Origin of the sequence: Dyadobacter luticola (genome assembly GCF_005860805.1) — a bacterium.
Classification (GTDB): Bacteria; Bacteroidota; Bacteroidia; order Cytophagales; family Spirosomataceae; genus Dyadobacter; species Dyadobacter luticola.
This window is the reverse complement of the sequence record NZ_VCEJ01000008.1, coordinates 278266-304701: the sequence shown is the minus strand read 5'-3', so window position 1 is coordinate 304701 and position 26436 is coordinate 278266. Positions and strand designations below refer to the sequence as shown.

Below are 26436 nucleotides of genomic sequence, written 5' to 3'. Positions count from 1 at the left end.
AAAATGAAAAAGCCAGGCAAATGCGATTTGCCTGGCTTTTTTGATATCCGGAAATGTTAGCTAGCCCGGCGCAGCTTCGCCTCAATTGTCTGCTGCGTATGCGGTACAATTCTCAAACGTTCTTTCGGAATCAACTTTCCTGTGTCGATACAGATCCCGTAAGTGCCGTTTTTAATGCGTACTAGGGCATTTTCAAGCTGGATGGAATATTTTTGCAGACGTGCTGCCAGCTGGCTGAGATTTTCACGCTCGCTGGCGTCGGCGCCGTCTTCCACTAATTTGGCTGAACCAGCCGTAATGTCGGTACCACTGTCGTTTTTCTTGCTAAGCCCTCCTTTAATATAATTAAGCTCGCTCATTGTTGCGTCCAACTTCCCACGGATCAGCTCCTCAAATTCCCTCAATTCTTCCTCCGAATATCTTGTGCGTTCTTCTTGCATAATCTCTTACGTTGATTTTGTTATTATCAAGGAGTGTTTAGGATTACAAAAGTACTAGTATTCTTATAACCTAACAAAGCCACATCCTGTTCCAGGAAATGGCTTTGTGTACTCAAATTGAAACCTTATTTGTAAAGGACGGCTTTCACTGCTTCCGTAACTCTTTTTACGCTCGGCAAGATCTCCTCGATCAATGTTGGTGCGTAAGGAAGCGGCACATCGCGGTTGGTAACCCGCATCACCGGTGCATCCAGGTAATCAAATGCATGACGCTGAATGTGATAAGTAACCTCAGAAGAAATTGAAGCCAGCGGCCAGGCTTCTTCCACGATCACGCAGCGGTTTGTTTTCTTAACTGATTCAATGACAGCAGGGTAATCGATCGGGCGAACAGTTCTCAAATCCACGACTTCCACATCAATACCTTCTTTTTCAAGCTGCAATACGGCTGGCATCACTACCCGTGGGATCATTTTACCAAAAGAAACAATGGTAACATCTTTTCCCGGACGCTTAATGTCGGCTTTACCCAGCGGAATCAGATATTCTTCTTCCGGGATCTGCATTTTATCACCATACATCACCTCGGATTCCATGAAGATCACCGGGTTGTTATCACGGATAGATGATTTTAGAAGTCCTTTTGCATCGTAGGGATTGCAAGGAACAACTACTTTCAAACCAGGCGTGTTGGCGTACCAGTTTTCGAAGTTTTGTGAATGTTGCGCGCCCAGCTGACCTGCATTACCGGTTGGTCCCCGGAACACGATCGGGCAGCCGTACTGGCCTGCCGACATGGAAAGAATTTTCGCCGCGCTGTTGATGATCTGGTCGATGGCCACCAGGGAGAAGTTGAATGTCATGAATTCGACGATCGGGCGAAGTCCGTTTCCGGCTGCTCCCACCGCGATACCGGCAAACCCAAGCTCGGCGATCGGCGTATCAATGATACGCTCTGGCCCGAATTCGTCCAGCATTCCCTGACTTGCTTTGTAGGCGCCGTTGTATTCAGCAACTTCTTCGCCCATCAAAAATATACTTTTGTCAAGGCGCATCTCTTCCGACATAGCGTCGCGAATGGCATCTCTAAATGCTAATTCTTTCATTCGTAATTTTTATAATTATTTAATCCTTAGAAGAAACCATCGCAAAACCCGGTATAATGTTTGGATTTGACTACTGTGGTTACATCAAAAGAGGTTTTGGATACTTATTTCGAAATGTCTGGTAAAATTAGAGAAACAAGCCCAATTGTCAAACGGGAATTACATCTACTTCCACTTTAAGCGTGTGTTTTCCGTAGCTGAATATAATCCCTTTCAGCGGCGGCACATCGGTATAATCGCGGCCCCAGGCGGTGGTGATATGTCTTTCGCCGGGCACCACATTATTGGTAGGGTCAAAATCGCACCAGCCGTAGTCGGGAATGAAAACCGAAATCCAGGCGTGAGACGCGTCGGAGCCCTGCAATTTCTGCTTGCCCGGCGGTGGCAATGTTTCCAGGTAGCCGCTTACATACCGCGCCGCAAAGCCAAAACTTCGGATACAGGCAATCGCCAAATGAGAAAAATCCTGACAAACTCCTTTTCTGGCGTGCAGAACCTCTTTTATAGGTGTGTTAACCGTCGTGAAATCAGGTACAAAATCAAATTCCGTATAGATTTTCCGGCAAAGCGCCTGGACACATTCATACAAAGGCCGGCTTTCCTGAAAACAATCGCTGGCATAACCCACAATTTCCCGGTCCCATTTTACCGAGGGACTCGGCAGCATAAATTCTATCAGCGAAATTTTTAGTGAACGGTCATTTTGCACCCGATGCCGCACCGTCGCGCAGCTAATTTCCGACGGCATAAAAAGCGACCCCGTACTTTCCTGAAACCGCTCGACAATACCTTTTGTCAGCACCGTCAATGTTTTATGCGGCGAGTGCAGGGAAAAATAATGTACCGTATTTCCGTAAAAATCCGTCCGGCTGACGAGCTCGGAAGGTTTGGGCGTGACTTCAATGCTAAAATCCTTGCAAGACTGGTTATTCAATGTCCGCGGCGTAAGGCACAGCAGGCTATGATAATTGTTCACGGCCTGGGCATACTTATATTCCGTTTTATGGATCAGCTTATATTTCATCGGTATCGTAGTCCGCAGGGTCAAAAAACGAGTGGTGCATTAATGTGTGGCTGAAATACATATTGTTCAACGTAGTAGAAACCGAGCTGATCAGCCTCGCTACCTCAGAAAGCAAGTCGAATAACTCTTCCCGCTCCGAATTCCGGTTGCTTTTACTCAAATCGGCAATATCCGCCAGCTTGATCAACGTGGAAGCTTTCAACACAAATTTCTCCGCCTCATTTAATCTTTCTCCGCGTGTGGTTGTGGGTAAATGACCGAGGTTTTTCTTCAATTCATCCAGCATATAAGCCAGCGAATAAGGCAGCTTTTTTTCAAGGAGCACCATATCCAGCATCGCCTCTACACTTAAATGTGATTTATAAATCTGCCGGTAATTCACCAGCAAATGATGGTTGATCAATGTGGCTTCGATCAACTCATTTTCCACCGCAGGCGCATTTTTCACACCAAAATTAGATTGTATCACACTGATCCGCGACAGGATACGCTCGATCAGCTTCCCGGTTTCGAGCAGCAGAAAACTATTGTCCCGCGGCATACTTTCCGCGATCACGCCCAGGAAAGTGAACATATTGTTAAAAAGCCCGTCGAGTGTTTTTTGAATGTTGGTACTATTCATGCTCGAAGCATTGCGGATGCTGTGAAACCCTTTATCGATCAGGTCCACGATCCGCCAGATTTCCAGGTCCCATTGGTTGCGCACCGCCCCTACCGCGTTCAGAAACGAGCCAATGTTACTTGCCACCGACCCAGCCCGCGAAATATTGGAAATCATATCGATCACCTCTTTGTAAGGATCCTGAAATTTGTCCTCTGTTTCGTCTAAAAAGCCGGGGTAAGTAGAAGAAAGATGTGTCAGCGCCTGTAAAAGCACTTTAATGTGTTCCTGCTTGGCCGAGCCGCCGAAGTTGCGGTCGAGGTTGAGCACATTGATAGTAATGTTCATAAATTTGATCACCGCCATCGTCCGCTCGCAATACCGGCCCACCCAGAACAAATTCTCGGCACTCCGGCTCGGCAGCGAAACGTGCTTGTTCACCGATGCCGGCGTGATCAATGTTACCTTTTCCTGCGTATCCACGGTTTTATCGGAAACAATCCAGGTATCTTTTGAAAAACCGCCATATTGATTGGAGATTACAAACCGGTCTTTCACCGCTGAGCTGCGCGTAAGTCCGCCCTGCATCACGTGGTAACCATTTCCATCGGCCACCATAAATGCCCGCAGCACCGCGTAGCGCGGCTCAATGTTACCGTCGATCAATGAAGGCGTTGTAGAAAGGCTTACCTCCTGCTGGGCGATAAATTCGTGCGGGGCCGCCTCGATCATTCTTTTCAAATCCTCCTTTTCAATGCTGGTGAGCAGCCGGCCATAAATCGACCGGAATCTTGTTTTCCGGTTGGCTTTTTTAATGATCAGCTCATCGATGTTTTCCAGCACATAGCTCAGCTCTTTCGCGTGGCCGCACCACCAGGTCGCCACGGAAGGCATGATCAGTTTTTCCTTCAAAAAATATTGGCAGATATTCTCCATAAATGCCAGGAATGCATGGTTTTCCAGCACACTGGTACCCGGCGCATTCAGCACCTGCACATGTCCCATCCTGATCGCCTGCAGCAAACCCGGCACGCCCAGTTGAGAATCCTCCCGAAGTTCCAGCGGATCGCACCAGTCATCATCGATCCGACGAACTATAACATCCACTTTTTGCAGACCATCGATGGATTTGAGCCACACGCAGCCATTTCTCACCAAAAGATCATCCCCCTGGGCCAATGTATAGCCGAGGTAGGAAGCCAGATAGGCGTGTTCAAAATACGCTTCATTGTTCGGCCCCGGCGTGAGGTATACAATGTTGGGAGCATCTTTGCTTTTATCGGAAAGCCGGAGAACGGTATTTTGTAAACTATTAAAATAAGGCGAAAGCTTGCTGACGTACATTCCCTGCGCCAGCTCGGGCAGCAGCTTGCTCATCACCACGCGGTTTTCGAGCGTATAACCTGAGCCCGACGGCGCCTGCGTGCGGTTATCCACGATCCACATTTGCCCGTCCGGACCGCGCGCCATATCGGCGGCGAATAAGATCAGCTGCTGATTTGCAGGGAGTTTTACATCCGTGCACGGCCGGAAAAAACCGGTGTTGTCAAAAACCAGCTCGGCGGGAATAATGCCGTCTTTGACCAGATTGCGTGGACCATACAGATCCTTCAACATTAAATCCAGCAAAACGGCCCGCTGCTCCAAGCCTTTTGCAATCGCATTCCATTCTTTTTGTTCGATTAAAAAAGGAATCGGATCAAGCTGCCAGGGACGGTTCATGCCGTCGGGCGTGCCGTAAACATTGTAGGTAACACCGTTTTCGCGGAGCTTGCTGACAATTTCCTGGTTCCTGCTGTTGAGCTCGCCGATACCCAATTTTTCAATCGTTCCGAAAAGTGCTTTCCAATGAGGTTTGATTACTCCGTTCAGATCCAGGACTTCGTCGTAAGAACTCAATCCACTGGTATATGATTCTAAAAGGTTCACAGAAGCCTCGGTAAGCATGTTTTCTTCAAAAAGGGGGTTTATCAGGAAATCTATTTTGATTTCCAGTATTTACGTAAATCCAGCGTATTCGGATACTCCGGATTGATTAATTCTATCGGCGTGTCGGCCCGCATTTCTTTTTTGGTTTCGGCTACAAACCGGGAAACACCGCCGGTAGATTCTTCCTTGATCTGCACTTCCTGCCGGGAAGATGGCGTGTGGCCAAATCCTTGGAAAAGGCTGATTTTCCGAGATTCTGCTTCAAAACTGTTGACAGGATACGTATCAAAACTACGTCCGCCGGGATGCGAAACAAAATAGGTACAGCCACCCAAGATACGGTTATTCCAGGTATCGACAATGTCGAAAACCAGCGGCGCATCAGCCCCGATCGTCGGGTGTAATGCTGACGGCGGATTCCACGCTTTGTAGCGGATTCCTGAAACATATTCGCCTTTAATGCCCGAACTTCTCAGCGGCACGCGGCAGCTGTTACATACCAGAATGTGCCGGCCTTCCACGAAGCCGCTCACTTTTACCTGCAATCTTTCCAGCGAAGAATCCACAAAACGTGCTGTTCCTGAGTTAGATAACTCTTCACCCAAGACATGCCACGGCTCAATACCCAGGCGCAGGTCCAGCTGGATGTTATCTACGGTGATCCCGCCATAATGCGGAAAACGGAATTCGAAGAACGGATCAAACCATGAAATGTCGAAATGGTAACCCGCTTCTTTCAAATCATTTACCACATCCACCATATCCAGGTACGCAAAATGCGGCAGCAGGAAACGGTCGTGCAGCTCGGTACCCCAGCGGATCAGCTTATGTTTATAAGGGTTTTTCCAAAACTTAGAGATCAAAGCCCGGATGAGCAATGTTTGCACCAAATTCATGTGCTTATGCGGCGGCATGTCAAATGCGCGAAATTCGAGGATACCCAGTCGTCCCGTCGAAGAATCCGGCGAATACAGCTTGTCCATACAAAATTCCGACCGGTGCGTATTTCCCGTAATATCTACCAGCAAATTCCTGAAAATGCGGTCCACCATCCAGAAAGGCACTTCTTCACCTTCCGGAATCTGGTCAAATGCAATTTCCACTTCATAAAGCCTTTCATCCCGACCTTCATCGATCCGCGGCGCCTGGCTGGTAGGCCCGATAAATGGTCCCGCAAAAAGGTAGCTCAGCGCCGGGTGATGCTGCCAATAAGTCAAAAGGCTTCTAAGCAAGTCAGGCCGCCGAAGTATCGGACTGTCAGCCGGTTTCGCACCACCGATCGTGACGTGGTTACCCCCGCCAGTTCCCGTATGCCGCCCGTCGACCATAAATTTATCTGTGCCGAGGCGCGAGAAAAATGCTTCTTCGTAAAGCGCACTAATGTTATCAACAAGCTCCTGCCAGTTTTTCGCAGGGTGAATGTTTACTTCAATCACACCGGGATCCGGCGTAACTATCAATTTCTGAACGCGGTAATCCGAAGGCGCCGGGTAACCTTCAATGCGGACCGGCATTTGCAATTTTTCAGCTGTCGCCTCGATGGACGCCATCAAGTCCAGGTAATGTTCCAGATAATCTGTGGGCGGAAGGAAAATGTAAATGATCCCGTCCCGCTCCTCAATACAGATCGCCGTTTTAATGATCGGCACATCAAAAAGCAATGTTGCGTCCTTCTCTATTTTCTCACCTTCCTCGTCCGGCAGCACATTCAAAGGCAACTGATAGGCAGGCGCCACAGAGCCGTATCGCGACTGCACGATAGGCTTATAATCCGCCAGCGGAGGCAAATCTTCAAATGGGCTGCGCTCGATGGGCTGCTCGCGTCTTTCTTTCGCTACTTCCGGGAGCGCGGTCAGCGGCAGCCGGTAACCGATTGCCGAGTTTCCCGGGATCAGGAAACAATTGTTGCGGCGAAACTGCCAGGCACTGCTCGCCCAATGTTCACCTTCCGTATTCCATTTAATCGGCAAAATAAATCCCGCAGGATTGTTAAGCCCTTTTTCCAGCAGCTTTGCCAATGTTCTCCGCTCAACCGAATCTTTCAGGTTAACTTTCAATGGATCAACATTTACCGGAATTTTCCCCTCTTCCATCGCCCAGTAAATCGGGTCCTCGTAAGCCGGGGTAATGTTGTTGGTATCAATGCCGAGGTATTTCGAAAGCTCCGTGGTAAAAAGCTCCGCCTCGCGAAAAGTATATTTGGTCTGACCTTCTTTGGTCACCAGATCATCATTGCGCCACATCGGCACGCCGTCATTTCTCCAATATAAGGCATATTGCCAGCGCGGAAATTGTTCGCCAGGATACCATTTTCCCTGACCAAAATGCAGCAGCCCGCCGTGCGCAAAACGCTTTTTCAGTCTCAGCGAAAGGTCATACGCCAGCTGACGTTTCAGAGGTCCGTCCGCCGCAGTATTCCACTCCGGCGATTCGTAGTCGTCAATAGAAATAAAGGTCGGCTCGCCGCCCATCGTCAGGCGCACATCGTTTTCCTGCAAATCCCTTTCAACTACATTGCCCACTTCCATCACCGCCGCCCACTGCTCCTCAGTATAAGGTTTGGTGACGCGCGGATCTTCGTGGATGCGGTACACTTTGTTGTCGAATTCAAATGTTACCTCGCATACGTCGGTAGCACCGGTAACAGGCGCCGCGCTCGCATAGTCGGGCGTACAGCAAAGCGGAATGTGGCCCTCACTGGCAAAAAGGCCGGAAGTTGCGTCCAGACCAATCCAGCCCGCACCAGGAACGTAAGCCTCCGCCCAGGCATGCAAATCAGTAAAATCTTCCTCGGGGCCAGACGGACCATCGAGCGATTTAATGTCGGAAGTAAGCTGCACCAGGTACCCGGAAACAAACCGCGCCGCAATACCCAAATGCCGCAAAACCTGGACAAACATCCAGGCAGAATCACGGCAGGAGCCGCTTTGCATATTCAATGTATCCTCGCAGGTCTGCACGCCGGCCTCCATGCGAATGTTATATCCGATCGACCTGAAAATCCGCTGGTTGAGATGCACCAAAAAATCGACGATCTTAATGCCGTCGGCTGGCCGGTTGTCGGCAATCCACTGCATCAGTTTCGGGCCCGACTCTCTTGGTTCGAGATATGGCCCGAGTTCTTTCTTTAAGCCAGATTCGTAGTTGAAAGGAAATTTTTCGGCATAATCTTCAACAAAAAAATCAAATGGGTTGATCACCTGTAACTTGGCGATCACCTCTACATCGATGCTCAGTTCCGTTGTTTTTTCAGGAAAAACAACCCGCGCCTGATAGTTACCGAAAGGGTCTTGCTGCCAGTTGATAAAGTGATTTTCAGGGGAAATTTTAAACGAGTATCCTTCTATGGCTGTCCGGGAATGTGGCGCAGGTCTGAGTCGAAAAATATGCGGTGATAGTGAAACACTCCGGTCAAATTTGTATTTTGTTTTGTGCGAAATAGCAACTTTTATAGCCATAATAGGAGTATTACATTAAACTTGATTAGTTAGGCTGGAAGAGAATTACCCGATCCTAAAAAAATGGATATTAGTTGTTTTTCAAAATATACATCCACATTAAATAATTTAAACAAAATTTTATTCTACACTCATTGATTTTTACCTATTCAATAAAATAGTTGGATAACAGGTACCCTGAAAGGCTAACGTGCCCTATCTGATATTCATTCCAATCTCAAAAGAGTAAATAACCGCCGCAGCCGGATTATTCTTTAAAAGTTACGTAATTCGCCTGTATCCTTACCATATCCATTAAATCTGAATGAAAATTGCAATTATCGGCTGCGGCAATATGGGCATGGCCTTCGCCCGCGCTTTCCTGAAATTTGATCTGGTCAAAAAAGAAGATTTTCTGCTGGTTGAAAAAAGTCTCGACCGCATGGAAAGTCTGACCAGCTTTCAACCGGGTGTGATTACCGGCGTCATCGGCCCACAGATTGGCGAGTACGATCTGATCATTTTGTCGGTAAAACCGCAGGATTTTTTGTCTGTTTCGGAAGCATTAAAAGCAGTAGTAAAGCCCAACCAGGTGGTATTATCCATCATGGCGGGGATCACGATCCAGATTATTCAAAATGCATTAGACCATAAAGCGGTGATCCGCGCGATGCCCAATACACCGGCGATGCTCGGCATGGGTATTACCGCATACTCTGCGTCGCCAGAGGTGGATATCAACCAGTTAAGAAAAATCGAAAACCTGATCAATGCTACCGGGCGCTCCGTATTTCTGGAAAACGAGGATCAGCTGAATGCAGTGACTGCATTGAGCGGCAGCGGACCGGCTTATTTCTTTTATGTGGTAAAAGCGATGATCGAGGCAGGCAAACAAATGGGTTTTGAAGAATCCGTCGCGGCCCTTCTGGTGAAGCAAACCATGCTGGGGTCGTATCATTTGATCAATACTGCGGATAAATCGCTGGATGATCTGATCAAAGCCGTCGCCTCAAAAGGCGGCACTACCGAGGCAGCATTGCGGCAATTCGAAGCAGGACAGCTGGATCAGACATTGAAAGACGGGATCATCGCCGCGCAGGTAAGATCGACAGAGCTATCAAAAGGCTAACAAACCAAAAGTCACTGCGCACCACTATAAACATTTAACTATCAACACTATGACTTCTTCTGACAAACTCGCCACGCTCGACATTGTCCTCGACGGACTCATGCGCCGCTACAAAGAACGCGTACCCGACGTCGGTATCATTTTAAATGCCATGGTCCGCGACGGGATCGTTGCCAGCACGAACGACATTGAAAACGATCACATTGCATTCCGCACCATGGGCGTGCAGCAGCTGGGCGTAAAGTCTTTCGAAAAAATATTCGTGCATTACGGCTACGAAAAACGGGATCATTATTTTTTCGAAAGTAAAAAACTGGATGCCTGGTGGTACAGTCCGCCGCGCGAAACTGATCCCCGGATTTTCGTGAGCGAGCTGCGCGTCGGGGATCTTTCCGAGGAAAGTCAGCGCATCATCAAAAGTTACACCGACGAAGTAACCAGCGACCCGGTGGATGCGCTCGACCTGGATAATGGGCTTGAAGTGGACGCATTTCTGCACCGCCCGCTCTGGCGCACACCTTCCGCCACAGATTACCAGGCACTCTTGAAGGAAAGCGAATATGCGGCCTGGGTAATTTACAACCGGTATTACCTCAATCACTTCACGATCAGCGTACACAATTTGCCACCCGGCTACGACACCGTCGCGACATTCAATGAATTTCTGGAAAAAAATGGCATTAAGCTGAATACCTCCGGAGGAAAAATTAAGGTAAGCCCCGATGGCGGCTTGCTGCAAAGTGCAACCGTTGCTGAAATGCTCAATGCTGAATTTGCAAATGGAGAACATTTAACCATCTCGGGCTCCTACGTCGAATTTGCCGAAAGAAGAATCCTCCCTGAATTTCAGAACTTACCGCAAGCTGAAATCAAAAGAAAACACCGCAGGGACGGTTTTGAGGCTGGTAATGCGGATAAGATTTTTGAGAGTACGTACACGACGCAGACTTTGAAGTAGCTCAGGAAATGAATTCCGCTTGGTCAAACAAGACGTCCGGATCAAAATCCAGCGGTGCATCGATCATTGCTCCACTATAATCCTTCATTTTGGTAATGTTATCCCAATAAATGGTCTTCCCATCTGTTTTGGCATTTATGAAAGTGTCGGGTTGTAGTATCTTATAAAACAGACTTTCCTCTTTTTCGAAATATTCACTCAACAGACTACCAAAATCTATCTGCCTAACATGGTCGTCGCTCCATAAAGCTTTGACCGTGAAAGGACTAACGGATAATATTTTTTTAATTCTGGGATTCATTATTGAAGTGGTCTTATTTTCCTCAGCTGCCCATTATCACTTTGAGCTTCAACATAATTCTGATATAAATCTTCACGATATAACTCGACCCAGGCCTGGATCAAACGTATCTGTTTTCTTGGCAAGTCCCCTACGATCACATTCCCGGTTTCAATTGAAAATTGAGCTTCTTGATCACCATAATAAGCATGAAAGTGTGGAGGTAAATGGTCTTTGAAATACATGTAAATCGTAATTCCAAAGAAGCGCGATATTTCCGGCATTGACTTTTGATTTAGTGTGTGAATAAAAAATTGATTATTAAATATCCGAAACTCTCACTCATTAACCAAAAAATGCACCACCCGCAGCGCAGTACCAACACTCTTTTCATTCTTATTTTGATCAATCGCCAAATGCAACTTATGCTTGCCTGAACTCAATTCATCGGCCAACATTAAGTACCAGGGCAAATGCAGCTGGTTGCTCCACTGCGTGAAGAGGTCTAATGTTTGCGGTTTTTTGCCGTCGATAGTGTAAGTGATTTTTCCGGCGTCGGGGCCGGAGATGAGGGCGATACCGATGCCGCGGCCTTTGAAATCCAGATCAAAAGATGCATCTGCCTGCTCTCCGACTAGCATGGGCACATTCACGAAACCTTCGCGGGTGGAAACTTTGTCAGCTGGCTTCCAATCACTTACCAATGTGAAATTTTTCAGATTCTTGGCTTCTGTCAGTGCGTGGTAGCTTGCTTTTGCGTAGGAAAATTCATCGATCGGGGTGGGCAGCTGGATGGCATTTTCTGGCTTGGATTCCATTTTCAATAATTCTTTGATCGTCTGAAAATACACTTCCTGTCCGTATGGCGACGGGTGGAGATCTTTAAAATCATATTTCCAGTTGAATTCCCCGGCGGTAATCCTGTCGTACACTTCTTTGGCCAGGTTAATGTAAGCTGCCCCGTAATATTTGGCCACTCTTTGATGTACCGCAACTTCGGTGGGCTCTTTTCTCTTTTCATAATCTGTATTCTTGTGCGGCTCGGCAAAAGCCATCATTACTACATTGGCATTCGGGTTTTTGGCATACATCTGGCGCAGAATACCTTCCAGGCCGCGGATCTGCGCTTTTTCGCTAAATCCATTTCCTCGGTCATTTACGGCTGCCTCAACAAAAAGCAAATCGGGCGTACCTTTTGCCAGAACATCGCGGCTAAAACGAAATGCGTGTGGCGTGCTTCCCAGCGACGGGATACCAGCGGCAATGAATGTAAATTCAGTATCCGGAAAATGTTCCTGCAAATACTGCGAGGTTTTGTTTCGCCAACCAGGATTGTGCGTGATCGAGCCGCCAAGAAATGCCACGGTACCTTTTTTCTCTTTCGTGAATTTTTCAAAAGCATTTCCCAAACCTTTATTTACCTCAATGTAGGGCTGGCGGGATAGTGGTTTCAAAACCGGCACGCTGTTGGATACGATAAAATCAGCCAAAATCTCGGGATGCTCGATCGGGAAATGATGGCCTTCCAATGTTTGCTCGCCGCGCGTCATCGGGTATACACTCACCGGGCCACCCAGCGCCTGATAGTTTTTGAGGAGAATGTCGCTGTTTTCGTCGGGCGGGACCAATTTATCCTGCAAACCCAAAACATGCACCACCGGAACTTTGAAAGACGCCAGCCCTGCCAGATCGTTGATCGGTATATCTTTGAAATTTGCCGCCTGCTCCTCCGTCTGGTTAAACAATTTCAGCCACGAAGCCCAATCCTCTTTGGAACCCTTGCCTTTTCCCTTTCCACCCGGCCAGCTTTTCGGATCGCATACCGGCGCCTCGGCGTAAATGCAACTTACTTTATCGGGATTTCTTTTAGCCCAGCCGTACACATACAATCCACCGCGGCTCACGCCTTCCAGCGCCACCCTGGGCGCAAATTGTTTTTGTTTGACCAGATAATCATAAAAATCGTCCCACACCTGCATGGCTTTGGGATGCGCGAACAGATCATTGGTATTGACATAAGCCACATAAAAACCTCTGGAAAGCAGGATACTGTCCATCTCGGTGTGCCAGGTGGGGAAATGTGCCCGCCAAATCCACGGATTCCCAGCGATAGCCTTCTTTGGTTTTACATACCAGGCATCACGACCTTCGAACTTGAAATCTACTTTGTCAAAACCCTTCCAGGAAGTCGTTTTTTCTTCGATCTGAGCGAAGGAGGCGAGGTTTATAAAGCAAAAAGTCAGGAGAAGAATTCCCTTTAAAAATCTGTTTTTCATAGTTTTTAAAGGAGTTTGAGCGCCTAATTTACCGGTACGAAAACTCTAATGGTACGATATTTGAACTATACACCCTAAACAATCTAATACGAACTCATGGATAAGATCGAGAAATTCAAGACGATGGAGAAGATTCTCCGTGAAATAGAAGATTTGAAAAACAGCGAAACTGCGGTGATCAAAAAGATCGGCCAGATTGAAACTGAGAATATGAATGTGAATGTACAGGGCCTCGATAAATCCCTGAATGAGATATATGATGGGGTTTACCAGAATCTGCAGCACGTTGAAGATCTGCAAACTTCTTTCACAGAAACCGTCGCAGATTTTAAATCGAAAAATAACATTACCGATGAAATGTTATTGGAGCTGAGAGAAGCCTGACATTGAAATTGAAAAAAGGGAGCGTTTGAAGCGCTCCCTTTTTTTGTTTTAATTCCCCGAGTCATCAGATGCACCCAGCGCCAGTGCGCCCCAATCCATATCTTCTCTTCCTTTTGCCAGGGCCGATACAAACCGGTTTCTGACAATGTCAGCAAATGGCATCGGTACATTCACCCGCTCGGCGGTTTCCAAAGTCAGCTTAATATCTTTCAAGCCCAGCGGTAACCTGAATGCGACAGGTTCATATTTGTTTGCGGCTACCAGCTTTCCATAATTTTGAAAAATCGGCGCGGCGAAAATCGTCTGCGTCAGCATTTCGTAAATGCTCTGGCGCGAAATGCCATTTTTTTCTGCCATCGTAAATGCTTCTGCCATCATTTCGAGGCTCGCCGCAATCATGAAATTTCCTGCGAGCTTCACCACATTCGCTGCGCCGGGATCTTCTCCGAAATCGAAAATACCTTTGACGAATGTTTGCAAGATAGGCTTCACGGCTTCTCTGGCGTCGGATTTACCTGATATAGCAATGTTGCCCACCTTCGCTTTGACGGCATCCGGACGTGCAAAAATCGGTGCGCCGACATACGTTGACCCATACCAATCATGAATTTTGCTGAGCTGCCTGGCAGTTTCCGGCGAAATGGTACTCATCGAAATGTGTATCCCGCCTTTTCCCAGTTTTTCAATCAATTCCATGGAGAAAACATCCTCCAAAACTGCGTCGTCAGCCAAAACCGAAATGACCAAACCGCCCTCGGTGATAGCGTCCATCGGATCTTCCACCACTTTTGCGCCCAGTTTGGCCAGCGGCTCGGCTTTCGATGCAGTCCGGTTCCAGACGGTTAACTCATATCCTGCCTCTATCAAACTTTCCGCTATCGGCGTGCCCAGATTTCCAAGGCCCAGAAATGCGATTTTATCGAACATAATTGAATGTTTTATTGGTTTTTAAACTTGTAAAATGCCCACATTGAAAGGCTTTTCGATCGGTGCCTGGTCGGCGGCTTCAATGCCTGTTGAAATGATGCGCCGGGTTTCGACGGGGTCGATGATACCGTCTACCCAAAGTCGCGCTGCGGCATAATAGGGGGATAATTCCTGGTTATACCGGTCGGTTATTTGTTTCAAAAGTTCATTTTCTGCCTCCTCAGTCAATGTTTCTCCTTTTGCCTTCAATGTGGCGGTTTGTACCTGTAACAATGTTTTGGCTGCGGTAGCTCCGCTCATCACCGCCATTTGTGCCGTGGGCCACGAAAATATCAGGCGTGGATCATATGCTTTTCCGCACATGGCGTAGTTGCCCGCGCCGTAAGAATTTCCAATAATGAATGTGAACTTGGGCACCACGGAATTTGCCACCGCATTCACCATTTTGGCACCGTCTTTGGTGATACCACTCTGCTCCGCGCGGCTGCCGACCATGAAGCCGGTGACGTCATGAAAAAAGAGCAGCGGGATTTTCTTCTGATTACAATTCATGATAAAACGGGCTGCTTTATCCGCAGACTCGCCATAAATCACGCCGCCCATCTGCATTTCACCTTTTCCGGATTTCACCATTTTCCGTTGGTTTGCCACGATTCCTACCGCCCAGCCATCGACGCGAGCGTAGGCGCAGATCAATGTTTTTCCGTAATCGGGTTTGTATTCATCGAGCTCCGAATCATCCACGATGCATTCCAGGATCGGCAGCACGTCGTATGGTTTGAGGCGGTCGGTGGGGAGGAGGTTGTAAATTTCTTCCGCGTTTCTCCTCGGCGTAATCGCGATTTTACGGTCGAAACCGGCGGACTGCGGTTTTCCTATTTTATCAATGTGCCTTTTGATGGCATCGAGGCAGGTTTTGTCGTCTGGGAATTTGTTGTCGGTTACGCCGGAGATTTCGCAATGCATCGTAGCGCCGCCGAGCGAATCAGCATCCACTTCTTCGCCTATCGACGATTTTACCAGAAATGGCCCTGCCAAAAATAACGAGCCGGTGCCTTCCACGATGAATGCTTCATCGGACATAATCGGGAGATAGGCCCCGCCAGCCACACAGCTGCCCATGATCGCGGCGATCTGCACAATGCCCATCGCCGACATCTTAGCATTGTTCCGGAAAATCCGCCCGAAATGTTCTTTATCCGCAAAAACCTCCGCCTGCATCGGCAGATATACCCCGGCGCTGTCGACCAGATAAATCACAGGCAGCCGGTTTTCCATCGCGATTTCCTGCGCCCGCAAATTCTTTTTGGCAGCGATCGGAAACCACGCGCCGGCTTTCACGGTGGCATCATTGGCCACGATCATACATTGTTTTCCCGACACATAACCTATCCCGGCCACTACGCCGCCAGCCGGGCAGCCGCCTTCTTCCTGGTACATTCCGTCCCCGACGAAAGCCCCGATTTCCAGGAAATATGAATCCGTATCAATTAGATAGTCAATCCTCTCGCGGGCTGTGAGCTTGCCCTTTTTATGCTGCGCCTCAATCTTTTTCAGGCCGCCGCCCAGTTTCACTTCTTCGTATTTTGTCCTGAGTTTTTGAAGTAATTCGGGAAGTGATTCCTGGCTGGTCATGGTGCGGCGATGAAGTTGTATGATAGGCGAAAATAAAAAGTCGTTCACCGGTAAGCAAACGACTTTGATTATAATTTGAGGTATGACAACCTGTAAATGCTACTTGATTTTCGTAGTGGTATCCAGCGGCGATTCGGCTGGTCCTTTGTCTTTTTTACCAAAAACAGAAATGTTAATGTAGCGTTTCGGATGTTCGCGCAGGTTCGTCAGGAGCTTGTTCAGGCTGACGATCGTCCTGTCAATGTTGTTATATAATGTTTCATCCTTCACGATTTTCCCGGCGGTACCTTTGCCGGATTCCACACTCGCCAGAAGCGTGTGCAACTCATTGATCGTCCGGTTCACTCCCTGCAATGTTTCGCCCAACCTTAATGCGCTCAGCGAATCGGCCAATGATCCGGTTTTGGAAAGAAGCGGTTTCAGCTCTTTTTCAGTTTCAACCAGTGAGGTAGATAGTTTATTCAAATTGGAAGTTAATGCGAGCAGGTTACTTCTGTTTTCATTTAATAATCCTTGCAGGCTGCTACCAGTCTGGTTATAGTTTTTCAAAACCTGATTCAGAATCAAACCGGTTTCCTGAAAACCTGCTACTACCTGATCGAGATTTTTGATAAGTGAATCGGCGTGGGTCACGAGCGGTAATGCTTGTTCCTGCAAAACTGCGGAGATGCCAGATTCTTTTTTGGCTAAAAGTGTATCCCCATCCTGCAAAGCTGCACCGGTACCTACTGCGAGATTAATAACTTTCCCGCCCAGAAGACCCCCGTCGGCCAAAATCGCTGCTGTACCTTTTGGCAGTACCACCCCTTTTTGCACGTCGATCGTTACCAGTAAATGATTGTTACGGCTCTGCAATAATTTGATTTCCTGCACGCGGCCCACATTCAAACCATTGAGCAGGACGGGATTAGAAGCTGTCAGACCATCAATGTTGTCGTAAACAATGTAATACTTATAGGTGCGGGAAAAAACGTCGGAGCCTTTGAGGATATGAAAGCCGAAATAGAGCATAACCATGGCGAAGATGGCCATGATCCCGACTTTTGCTTCTCTTGATAATTTCATGGACTAAATTTATTAGAATTCACTCATTTAGCGGTCCATATCTTTTTTATAGGCCATAAATGCCTGATGAATGGATTCCGCAATTTCCTCCTGCCCGTCTTCTGAGCGAAGGTAATCTTCTTCGTCGGGTGTGGATAAAAAACCGGTTTCTATCAGGATCGCGGGCATTGCACACCGCCATAACACCAGAAACCCAGCTTGTTTCACGCCTCTGCTATCCCGGTCCGAAACAGACTTAAACTTTTTTTCGATTAGGTCTGCCAGACGAAGACTGCTTGAAATAAATGCACTCTGGTAATTGGCCAGCATGATATGTGCCAGCGGGGAATTAGGATCAAACCCCTTGTACTTTTGCTTGTAATTGGTTTCCTGCAAGATTACCGAGTTTTCACGTTTCGCCACTTCCAGGTTGCCTTGTGTTTTGTGTAAACCCATTACATAACTTTCAGTTCCCCGAACCGACCGTGAGCTGGGCGTTGCATTGCAATGTATGGAAATAAAAAGGTCGGCATTGTTGCGGTTGGCAAAAGCCGAGCGCTCACCCAATTCAATAAAAACGTCGGTGGAGCGGGTAAAAAGTACTTTAACTTCTGGCGTCTCTTCCTTGATTTTGCGGCCCAGTTCGAGCGCTACGGCCAGCGCAACATCCTTTTCTTTGGTGCGGCTTCCCCGTGTTCCAGGGTCTTTTCCACCGTGGCCGGCGTCGATCACAACGGTATTTACTTTACTTGGGGATTTGTGGGCGTCCGGTTCTTGTCGGATTATAAAAGAGACACTTGCGAGCAAAAAACTTGCAACAATTACCAGTTTAAGAACTTTTAACATTATTTTTTAATTGGGGCGTAACTCGTAAGAGGTTTCTCTGCTAATTTTGAAATTAATATGCAAAAATACTCTATTTGTTAGAACTGAAAAGAAAGGCGATTATTATATCGTCTGTAGTAGCGGTGTTTCTCCTGCTCAGCACATTAGGCTGTATAAGGCAGGGAACAAGGGGGTCCGGGAAAAATAAGAGTAAGCAGAAAGTTTCCATTTCTGACAAGCAATCAGCGGATTCTCTTCTTAAAGCAAATCAAAAAACCGGCGCAGATACATCAGGTACCGGTAAGGCTGGTACGTCCAATGCTGCCCTCGCAAAGGGAGATACTTCTTTAATTAACAACGGTTTAACGTCCGATTCCACGGCCACGGATACCTTATCTAATCCCGACGATCTTCAAAATACCGTCCAGTATACCGCCGAAGATTCGACGATCATGGACGCGGTCCTCAAACAGGTGCACTTATATGGTAACGCGGAAGTGACGTATGGTACCATTAATCTCCAAGCTAATTACATCCGCCTCAACTGGGTGACCAATGAAGTTTACGCGATAGGTACATTCGATTCCACTTCTAAAAAGATGGTGGGAGAACCCATTTTCAAGGATGGCCCGGAGACTTACAATACGAAGGAAATCAGGTACAACTTCAAGTCGCAAAAAGCGCTGATCCAGGGCATTGTGACGCAGGAAGGCGACGGGAATATCCGGGGCGAAAAGGTGAAAAAAGATGCCGAGGGTAACTTTTACATCAGGCATTCTATTTACACGACCTGTAACCTGACTCACCCGCATTATTTTATCAATGCGCCGAAGATCAAGATGGTCAATAAAAAACAGGTTATTTCCGGACCATTCAACCTGGTAATCAGCGACGTACCACTACCGATTGCATTACCCTTCGGGTTTTTTCCTTTTCCCAAGAAAAAAGAAAGCGGTACCAGCGGGATTATCATTCCAACTTATGGCGAGGAACCCAACGGACGTGGATTTTATCTACGTGATGGCGGCTATTACTTTGCGATTAGTGAATATGTGAATGCGATTGTGACAGGGCAGATTTATTCAACTGGAAGCTGGGGTGTGGGCCTTCAATCTACTTATATCAAGCGCTATCAGTACAGTGGTAACTTTGCTTTTCGTTTCAACAAAAATAAATCGAGTGATGAAATCGATAGATTGCTGGGGAGAGGTGTAACCAATGATTTCAGCGTGTTATGGTCTCACGCTCCAAAACCGCGGGGAAACTCTCAGTTTTCTGCGAATGTGAATGTCAGCAGCAATAGTTACAACCAGTTTCAGGAATTCAACACGCAGAAGTACATTTCCAATGTTGCAAGCTCATCGGTTCAATACAATCGGACATTCGGGCAATATATGCGTGCGGCTGCAAGTTTACGGGTGAACCAAAACTTTGGTCAGGCTGATCCAAATGATGGAAACAAACGAAAAGGCGGTAAGACAAACGTATCCTCCGATTTCAGTTTCGGCGTCAACCAAATCGCACCTTTTGCATTGAAAGGCGGCACCGGCCGGTGGTATGAAAGCTTTCGTCTAGGTTTGGATTTTAGTGGAAACTACACCCTGACGAACTCCCTGACATCCATCGATACTTCTGCCGCACGACTTGGTTTTACGATCGCTAACGACATTGATACTTCTCGCCTCAATACAACCAAGGTAATACCATTCAACATTGGTAACCTGCCTCAAATGTTGAAGGATGCGCAATTTACCGGTCGGTACAGTCTGCCGATCTCGCTTCCCAACTTTAAGGTTTTACGGTTTATCAACATTACCCCGAGCATTTCGCTACAAGGTGAAGTTTTTACCAAACAATATAACTATCGGGTAGGCGAAGATAACCGGGTGACGATCGATACATTGAAGCAGGCCGGGACGGAATATTCCTACAACTTCGGGGCGGGAATGAATACACGCTTTTATGGGACATTCTTCATACGCGGCAAGCGGCTGGAAGCTATCCGGCATACTGTAATCCCTTCTTTGTCATTCACTTATACACCAGATTTCACGGGTGACGCTTTTGGTTTTTATCAAAAAATAAATGTCCGCAGCACGAGTGGCGAGATCAAGGAGTATAACCTTTCGCGTTTCCGGGGAATTGGCAGCGGGGTGGGTAATGGTCTGGCTTCCAGCGTAGTTTCTTTCAGCTTGAACAATTCTTTTGAAATGAAGCTGAAAACGAAAAGTGACACCGCCGCCACGCAGTTTGAAAAGGTATCGCTGCTGGATAACCTGAGTTTGGGCGGAAGTTATAACCTGCTGGCGGATTCGCTGAATTTATCCAACATTACCATCAATGCGAATGCAAGGATTGGCAGGAATCTGAACCTGAACTTCAACATGAACCTGGATCCGTATGCTTACGAGGCCAATCCGAGGATTTTGACCAACCAGGTGGGTACTAAGGTGAACAAATATGCGATCACGCAGGGCCAGGGATTGGCAAACTTGCAAAGCATGGGCTTTACATTGGGTACCAGTTTCAACCCGAAAAGCACGGATAAGAATAAAACGCAGCCCAATACGGCCAACAATGCCGCGGCTACGGAGGATTTACAGGCTGCGAAAGACTTTGTTCAGCAAAACCCGGATCTATATGTGGATTTCAATGTACCCTGGAATTTATCGCTGAACTATAACTTCGGTTTAACGAAGCCAGGACTTTCCAAGGCGCAATTGATCCAGGCGGTGCAGGCTACGGGCGACCTGAGCTTGTCCAAGAATTTCAAGATCAGTATCAATACCGGTTTTGACTTTACGGCATTCTCTCCGACCATTACCTCGCTTACCTTATACCGCGACCTGCATTGCTGGGATATGAGTTTCAGCTGGACACCTTTTGCGGGAGCGGCCTCACGGGTAAGTAATTACAACTTCACATTGAAAGTTAAATCCGCGATTTTGCAGGATTTAAAAGTGACCCGCCGCCGCTCATTCTACGACCGGGCCGCATATTAACCTACCCCTGAAAACAAAAAAGGCCAACCTTTGCAGGCCGGCCTTAATGAATGTCTTCGGAAAAAATTACTTGGACGATGTCTTTGCAGCAGCAGCCTTAGGCACCACTTCACCATTCAGATATAAAGTAATTGATCCACCTTCTGTGTTACTGAAAACCGTAACAGGCTTATTGAAAGGACCAGAAGCAGCTGCATTAAAAGTAGCTTTTACAGATCCCGTTTTTCCTGGCAATACAGGGTCTTTCGACCAAACCGGTGTAGTACATCCGCAAGAAACGGTAACATTGGAAAGGACGATCGGGTCGGTACCTGTGTTAACGAAGGTAAACTCATGCGTTACAGGAGTTCCCTGAGGTACTTTACCAAATTTGTGTGTTTCTTCTTTGAATTTCAAAACACCTTTTTGAGCAAAACTAACGGTAGAAAGACCTACCAAAAGAACCAGCGCTGAAAAAAACACTTTCATAATCGTGACTATATATTTAGTGGTGAAACAATTTTTAGCAAACAAGATTAATGCATTAATGAGAAAAATAATAATTGTTAACCAATATTAACAGAAGCTTGTAAAAGTTATACGGACAACCGGAGCGTTTATTATTTTGCGGCCTGATTTTGGTGTCCATCCAAAAAAATGTAATTTAACTACGGATTCAATCCCGTTCCTTTTTGCTTATGCTTGAAAATGACAGTTTAACCGGTTCCAGTGTTCTCAGTAAAGAAAATATTATCCAGGACTATCGTTTAGCGTGCGAAAGTCGTCAGGTAAGCTTGCTGGGGAGAAAGGATACCATGGGCGGTCGATCCAAATTTGGCATCTTCGGGGACGGTAAGGAAGTGGCGCAAATTGCACTTGCAAGGGCTTTTAAGCAGGGAGATTTCCGCTCGGGCTACTACCGCGACCAGACAATCGAAGCAGCTTTGGGCAATTTGACCTGGCAGGAATTTTTCGCGCAAATGTACGCGCACGCGGATCTCGAACATGAGCCCAGTACCGGCGGCAGGTCTATGAACGGCCATTTTTCTACCCGCTGGCTCGATGAAGACGGCAAGTGGCTTGACCAGACTAAATTGTACAATTCCGTTTGTGATATCTCTTCCACAGCGGGCCAGATTCCCCGGGCAGTAGGCCTTGCCTACGCCTCAAAATTATTCCGGGAAAATAAAGAACTACACGGTTTTACGAACTTTACCCGTCAGGGAAAAGAAATAGTTTTCGCCACGATCGGTGATGCATCCACTTCCCAGGGCATGTTTTGGGAAGCGATGAATGCTTCGGGTGTTTTGCAGATCCCGCTGCTCACTTCGGTTTGGGACGATGGATACGGCATTTCCGTCCCGATCGAGTACCAAACGACGAAAGGCAGTATTTCAAAAGCACTGGCCGGTTTGCAGCGCAATGAAGATGAACCCGGGATGGAAATTATTACGGTACATGGCTGGGATTATCCAACATTGATCGAAACCTATCAGAAAGCTGCCGCCCTCTGCCGGGAAGAGCAAGTGCCTGTGCTGATTCATGTTACGGAACTTACCCAGCCGCAGGGACACTCCACTTCGGGCTCTCACGAGCGGTACAAATCGAAGCAGCGACTGGGCTGGGAAATTGAGCACGATTGCAACATTCGATTCCGTGACTGGATTCTCAAAAATGGCTATGCGACCGACGAAGAACTTGAACAAATAGAAACAGAGGCGAAGGAAACAGCTTATCAGGCAAGAAACCAGGCTTGGCAGGCTTACCGGAAAGAGCTTGACAGAGAGTATCTTGAAACCATTCAGCTGCTGCAGGAAACAGGTAAAGCCAGTAAATTTGCCAGCGATCTCAGCAATGTTGTCCTGGAACTTTCAAAGACTTACCTGCCTACCCGACGCGATTTTATAGGAAGTATCCGGAAAGCGCTCCGGAACGTCGGCAAAGAAGAAAATCCGGTTAAAGACTCCCTCAAAGAATATCTCCGCAGCCATCTGCAAGAAAATGCGGCCCGCTTCAATACCCATCTTTACAGCGAAACGCCTGAATCTCCCCTGCTTGTAGAGCCCATTGCGGCGACTTATTCAGACCAAAGTGCGGTTGTGGACGGTCGGGAAGTGATCCGCTCGTTTTTTTATTCTCAGTTTGAAAAAAATCCGGCGATAGTGGCGCTGGGAGAAGATATCGGGATGATCGGTGATGTAAATCAGGGGTTTGCCGGTTTGCAGGAGCGTTTCGGAGAGTTAAGGATTACAGACACCGGCATCCGCGAAGCGACTATTATCGGTCAGGGAATCGGCCTGGCCATGCGTGGCTTACGTCCGATTGTGGAAATTCAGTATTTCGATTACGTTTATTACGCCTTGGCAACACTGACGGACGACCTTGCTTCCCTGCGCTATCGCACGGCTGGTGGCCAAAAAGCCCCGCTGATTGTCAGGACAAGAGGTCACCGGCTGGAAGGTATCTGGCATTCGGGCTCACCGATGGGTACCATCCTCAGCAGCTTGCGCGGGATGCACGTAGCTGTTCCAAGAAACTTTACCCAGGCGGCGGGCATTTATAACACCTTACTAAAAGGCGACGACCCTGCGCTGGTGGTGGAGCCGCTCAATTCCTACCGTCAGAAAGAAACATTGCCTGATAATATCGGCGAAATGTGTGTCCCGCTCGGCATTCCTGAAATTATCCGCGAAGGAAAAGACATTACGATTGTTACTTATGGTTCAATGTGTCGTATTGTAATGGAGGCCGCTTCTCAATTACAGCATGTCGGCATTGATGCTGAGGTAATTGACGTGCAGACACTTTTGCCGTTTGACATTAACAGTAGCATTGTAGAGTCTATCAAAAAAACCAGCCGGGTAATCTTCGCAGATGAAGATTTACCGGGGAGTGCATCGGGTTATATGATGCAGCAAGTGGTTGAGAAACAGAATGCTTACCGCTGGCTGGATGCCGCGCCGGTAACCATTTCTGCCAAGGATCACCGCCCGCCTTACGGGTCTGACGGGGATTATTTTTCGAAACCCAATATGGACGATATTTTTGAAACTGTATATCAAATCATGCGAGAAGCAGCGCCCGAACAGTATCCGGAGCTATTCTAACGCGGTTTGATTTCATGTATCGAAAATTTGGAAAAAGGACATTCGACATTTTTTTGGCGGTGACGGGATTGATCATCCTGTTCCCGCTTTTTATTTTTCTGACTGTTTTGCTGTGGTTTCATTTTTCAGGAAGACCGTTTTTTCTTCAAGCAAGGCCAGGGAAAAATGAAAAGGTTTTCCGCCTGATCAAATTTCGGTCGATGCGAGAAGCTTCGCCTCGAAAACTGCACATTACATTCATCGGACATCTCCTTCGAAAATCGTCCCTCGACGAATTGCCACAACTCTGGAATGTGCTGCGTGGGGATATGAGCCTTGTAGGGCCGCGACCTTTACTGACGGAATATCTGACACTATATAATACTGAGCAGCGAAAGAGACATTCGGTAAGTCCGGGCATTACCGGGCTGGCGCAAGTGAATGGTCGGAATGCAATCAGCTGGGAAGATAAATTCGCTTTTGATTTATGGTATGTCCAAAATCAATCCTTCAAACTGGATTTTGAAATTCTGCTTCTGACTGTCAAAAGGGTATTTCAATGTCGAGGAATTGTATCGCCTGGCGAAGTAGGTTTCGAAAAATTTAAAGGCTCAGGATTATGATCGTATACGGAGCTGGCGGTCATGCGAAAGTAATTTGTGACGTCATCAATGCGGATGGAGGTTCGATAACTGCCGTTTTTGATGACGATGTTGGGATAAATCAGTTTCTAGATTATCCTGTTTACCCTTATTCGCCAAACCTATTTCCGGAAGAACCGATCGTCCTTGCAATAGGTGACAATGCTACTCGGGGCAACATTGCCCGGCGTATTTGTCATCGCTTTGTAAATGTGATACATCCCTCGGCTCTGATCACAAACAATATCAACATCGGAGCGGGTAATTTTGTGATGCACCGGGTGGTAATTCAAGCTGGATCCCGGATCGGCAATCATTGCATTATCAATACGGGCGCGATCGTAGAGCACGATGCGGTGATTGGTGATTTTGTTCATATCGCTCCGGGCGCTATTGTTTGTGGATCGGTCACGGTCGGCGATTTTACATTGGTTGGTGCCGGTGCTACTCTCGTCCCCAATATTGTTATTGGTAAAAATTGCGTCATAGGCGCAGGGAGTGTCATTATCCGCGACATTCCCGACAATGTTACTGTCTGCGGAAATCCCGGCAGAGTTATTAAACATTAAACTCACATACTATGACTCCGAGAATCTGGCTCTCGCCTCCGCACATGAACGGGCATGAAATGAAATACATCCAGGAAGCTTTTGATACGAACTGGATTGCGCCTATCGGGCCGAATATTGACGCCTTTGAAAATAATTTAAGGGAATATACCGGTGCGAAAAATGTTGTCGCGCTCGCCTCTGGGACAGCTGCATTGCATTTAGCATTGTGCGTTCTGGGGATTCAAAGCGGTGATCTTGTTCTCTGTCAGTCGCTCACTTTCGCTGCCTCCGCCAATCCGATCACTTATCTCAATGCTATTCCCGTATTTATCGATAGCGAGCCTGACACCTGGAATGTTTGCCCGGACGCCCTGGAAAATGCAATCAAACATTACCAGCGCATCGGTAAAAAACCAAAAGCCGTTATTTGCGTGCATTTATATGGCATGCCTTGCAAGATTCTTGATATCAAATCGATTTGTGAAAAGTATGGATTGGTCTTGATCGAGGACGCAGCCGAGGCGCTGGGATCGGAATATGAAGGGCAAAAACTCGGTACATTCGGTGATTTGGGGATATTCTCTTTTAATGGAAACAAGATCATAACCACATCGGGAGGCGGCGCACTGGTTTCTTCAAACCAAAAATACATTGAAAAAGCCCGCTACCTGGCAACCCAGGCGCGTGAACCTGTCCCGCATTTCGAACATAAAGAAATTGGTTATAACTACCGTATGAGCAACATTTCCGCCGGAATCGGGCGGGGACAAATGGAAGTGCTACCCGAGCGCGTCTTGCAGAGAAGGCGCAACTTTGCCGTTTATAAAAGACATTTAGGTGGGGTTGAAAATATTCGCTTCCAGGAAGAACCACCGGCTGCGTTTTCTAACCGCTGGCTGACTGCGCTTTTGCTATCTGAAACTTCTGAAAGTGTAACTCCGGAAAAAATAAGGTTAGCATTAGAGGCAAGAAACATCGAGTCCAGGCCGCTATGGAAGCCTATGCATTTGCAACCGGTTTTTACAAAATGTGAATACTGGGGAGGTGAGGTAGCTGAGAATTTATTTCGAAGAGGATTATGCCTGCCATCAGGTTCCGATTTGTCGGAAAGTTCGATTTTTGAGATTTGCGAGGTGATATCCCTGACATTATAAAGCAAAAATGGCAGCCGACGAATATCGG

Annotated in this window: 21 protein-coding genes; 8 read left to right on the top strand and 13 right to left on the bottom strand. The window is 47.3% G+C overall.

All coding sequences use genetic code 11. The annotated features are described in order from the left end of the window. Nucleotides 1-56: 56 nt before the first annotated feature. The 5 genes from FEN17_RS25140 to FEN17_RS25120 all read right to left on the bottom strand — a co-directional run bounded on the left by FEN17_RS25140 (nucleotide 57) and on the right by FEN17_RS25120 (nucleotide 8558). The gene (locus tag FEN17_RS25140) at nucleotides 57-443 is read right to left on the bottom strand and encodes a TraR/DksA family transcriptional regulator (protein ID WP_138368170.1); all 387 of its coding nucleotides are present in this window, start codon (nucleotides 441-443) and stop codon (nucleotides 57-59) included. Nucleotides 444-565: 122 nt separating this feature from the next. Then, nucleotides 566-1546: a pyruvate dehydrogenase complex E1 component subunit beta gene (locus FEN17_RS25135; RefSeq protein ID WP_138368169.1), complete on the bottom strand. Its 981-nt coding sequence runs from the start codon at nucleotides 1544-1546 to the stop codon at nucleotides 566-568. Nucleotides 1547-1694: 148 nt separating this feature from the next. After that, entirely contained in the window at nucleotides 1695-2570 is an 876-nt protein-coding gene (locus FEN17_RS25130; protein WP_138368168.1) for a transglutaminase family protein, read from the bottom strand. After that, on the bottom strand, nucleotides 2560-5118 hold the full coding sequence (locus FEN17_RS25125; RefSeq protein ID WP_138368167.1) for a circularly permuted type 2 ATP-grasp protein: 2559 nt from the start codon (nucleotides 5116-5118) through the stop codon (nucleotides 2560-2562). Before FEN17_RS25125 ends, FEN17_RS25130 begins: the two co-directional genes overlap by 11 nt. 32 nt (nucleotides 5119-5150) lie before the next feature. After that, nucleotides 5151-8558 (bottom strand): transglutaminase family protein, encoded by a 3408-nt coding sequence (locus FEN17_RS25120; protein WP_138368166.1) that lies wholly within the window; start codon nucleotides 8556-8558, stop codon nucleotides 5151-5153. A 304-nt stretch (nucleotides 8559-8862) separates the two neighbouring features. On the opposite strand from FEN17_RS25120, the gene proC reads away from it, so the two are divergent. Further along, a complete protein-coding gene (gene proC, locus FEN17_RS25115; protein WP_138368165.1) occupies nucleotides 8863-9666 on the top strand; it encodes a pyrroline-5-carboxylate reductase in 804 nt (267 codons plus the stop codon). 49 nt (nucleotides 9667-9715) lie between these two features. After that, nucleotides 9716-10624, top strand: a complete 909-nt coding sequence (locus FEN17_RS25110) for a DUF1338 domain-containing protein (protein WP_138368164.1) — start codon at nucleotides 9716-9718, stop codon at nucleotides 10622-10624. A gap of 1 nt (nucleotide 10625) precedes the next feature. On the opposite strand, the gene FEN17_RS25105 is transcribed toward FEN17_RS25110, so the two are convergent. The 3 genes from FEN17_RS25105 to FEN17_RS25095 are packed head-to-tail and all read right to left on the bottom strand — an operon-like array spanning nucleotide 10626 to nucleotide 13180. Continuing rightward, nucleotides 10626-10925 (bottom strand): hypothetical protein, encoded by a 300-nt coding sequence (locus tag FEN17_RS25105; RefSeq protein ID WP_138368163.1) that lies wholly within the window; start codon nucleotides 10923-10925, stop codon nucleotides 10626-10628. Further along, nucleotides 10925-11188 (bottom strand): DUF4160 domain-containing protein, encoded by a 264-nt coding sequence (locus FEN17_RS25100; RefSeq protein WP_138368162.1) that lies wholly within the window; start codon nucleotides 11186-11188, stop codon nucleotides 10925-10927. The genes FEN17_RS25105 and FEN17_RS25100 overlap by 1 nt, the downstream gene beginning before the upstream one ends. A gap of 54 nt (nucleotides 11189-11242) precedes the next feature. Further along, complete coding sequence (locus FEN17_RS25095) at nucleotides 11243-13180, bottom strand: SGNH/GDSL hydrolase family protein (RefSeq protein ID WP_138368161.1); 1938 nt, start codon at nucleotides 13178-13180, stop codon at nucleotides 11243-11245. Nucleotides 13181-13276: 96 nt separating this feature from the next. Between FEN17_RS25095 and FEN17_RS25090 the strand changes: the two genes are divergently transcribed. Next, the gene (locus FEN17_RS25090; RefSeq protein WP_138368160.1) at nucleotides 13277-13564 is read left to right on the top strand and encodes a hypothetical protein; all 288 of its coding nucleotides are present in this window, start codon (nucleotides 13277-13279) and stop codon (nucleotides 13562-13564) included. A gap of 48 nt (nucleotides 13565-13612) precedes the next feature. On the opposite strand, the gene FEN17_RS25085 is transcribed toward FEN17_RS25090, so the two are convergent. The 4 genes from FEN17_RS25085 to FEN17_RS25070 all read right to left on the bottom strand — a co-directional run bounded on the left by FEN17_RS25085 (nucleotide 13613) and on the right by FEN17_RS25070 (nucleotide 18016). Next, nucleotides 13613-14491 carry an NAD(P)-dependent oxidoreductase gene (locus FEN17_RS25085; protein ID WP_138368159.1) on the bottom strand — a complete coding sequence of 293 codons (879 nt, stop codon included), beginning with the start codon at nucleotides 14489-14491 and terminating at the stop codon, nucleotides 13613-13615. Between the two features lie 21 nt (nucleotides 14492-14512). Further along, entirely contained in the window at nucleotides 14513-16126 is a 1614-nt protein-coding gene (locus FEN17_RS25080; RefSeq protein ID WP_138368158.1) for an acyl-CoA carboxylase subunit beta, read from the bottom strand. A 99-nt stretch (nucleotides 16127-16225) separates the two neighbouring features. Next, nucleotides 16226-17191, bottom strand: coding sequence for an MlaD family protein (locus FEN17_RS25075; protein ID WP_138368157.1), 966 nt, complete (start codon nucleotides 17189-17191; stop codon nucleotides 16226-16228). Between the two features lie 27 nt (nucleotides 17192-17218). Beyond that, nucleotides 17219-18016 carry an N-acetylmuramoyl-L-alanine amidase family protein gene (locus tag FEN17_RS25070; protein WP_138368156.1) on the bottom strand — a complete coding sequence of 266 codons (798 nt, stop codon included), beginning with the start codon at nucleotides 18014-18016 and terminating at the stop codon, nucleotides 17219-17221. A gap of 74 nt (nucleotides 18017-18090) precedes the next feature. On the opposite strand from FEN17_RS25070, the gene FEN17_RS25065 reads away from it, so the two are divergent. Next, complete coding sequence (locus FEN17_RS25065; protein WP_138368155.1) at nucleotides 18091-20997, top strand: putative LPS assembly protein LptD; 2907 nt, start codon at nucleotides 18091-18093, stop codon at nucleotides 20995-20997. 66 nt (nucleotides 20998-21063) lie between these two features. Here FEN17_RS25065 and FEN17_RS25060 read toward each other — a convergent pair whose 3' ends face one another. Beyond that, the gene (locus FEN17_RS25060) at nucleotides 21064-21465 is read right to left on the bottom strand and encodes a DUF1573 domain-containing protein (protein ID WP_138368154.1); all 402 of its coding nucleotides are present in this window, start codon (nucleotides 21463-21465) and stop codon (nucleotides 21064-21066) included. A gap of 209 nt (nucleotides 21466-21674) precedes the next feature. On the opposite strand from FEN17_RS25060, the gene FEN17_RS25055 reads away from it, so the two are divergent. The 4 genes from FEN17_RS25055 to FEN17_RS25040 are packed head-to-tail and all read left to right on the top strand — an operon-like array spanning nucleotide 21675 to nucleotide 26408. Continuing rightward, complete coding sequence (locus tag FEN17_RS25055; protein WP_138368416.1) at nucleotides 21675-24083, top strand: alpha-ketoacid dehydrogenase subunit alpha/beta; 2409 nt, start codon at nucleotides 21675-21677, stop codon at nucleotides 24081-24083. A gap of 14 nt (nucleotides 24084-24097) precedes the next feature. After that, a complete protein-coding gene (locus tag FEN17_RS25050) occupies nucleotides 24098-24685 on the top strand; it encodes a sugar transferase (protein ID WP_138368153.1) in 588 nt (195 codons plus the stop codon). Further along, nucleotides 24682-25272 carry an acetyltransferase gene (locus FEN17_RS25045; RefSeq protein ID WP_138368152.1) on the top strand — a complete coding sequence of 197 codons (591 nt, stop codon included), beginning with the start codon at nucleotides 24682-24684 and terminating at the stop codon, nucleotides 25270-25272. Before FEN17_RS25050 ends, FEN17_RS25045 begins: the two co-directional genes overlap by 4 nt. 11 nt (nucleotides 25273-25283) lie before the next feature. Then, complete coding sequence (locus tag FEN17_RS25040; protein ID WP_138368151.1) at nucleotides 25284-26408, top strand: aminotransferase class I/II-fold pyridoxal phosphate-dependent enzyme; 1125 nt, start codon at nucleotides 25284-25286, stop codon at nucleotides 26406-26408. Nucleotides 26409-26436: the final 28 nt, after the last annotated feature.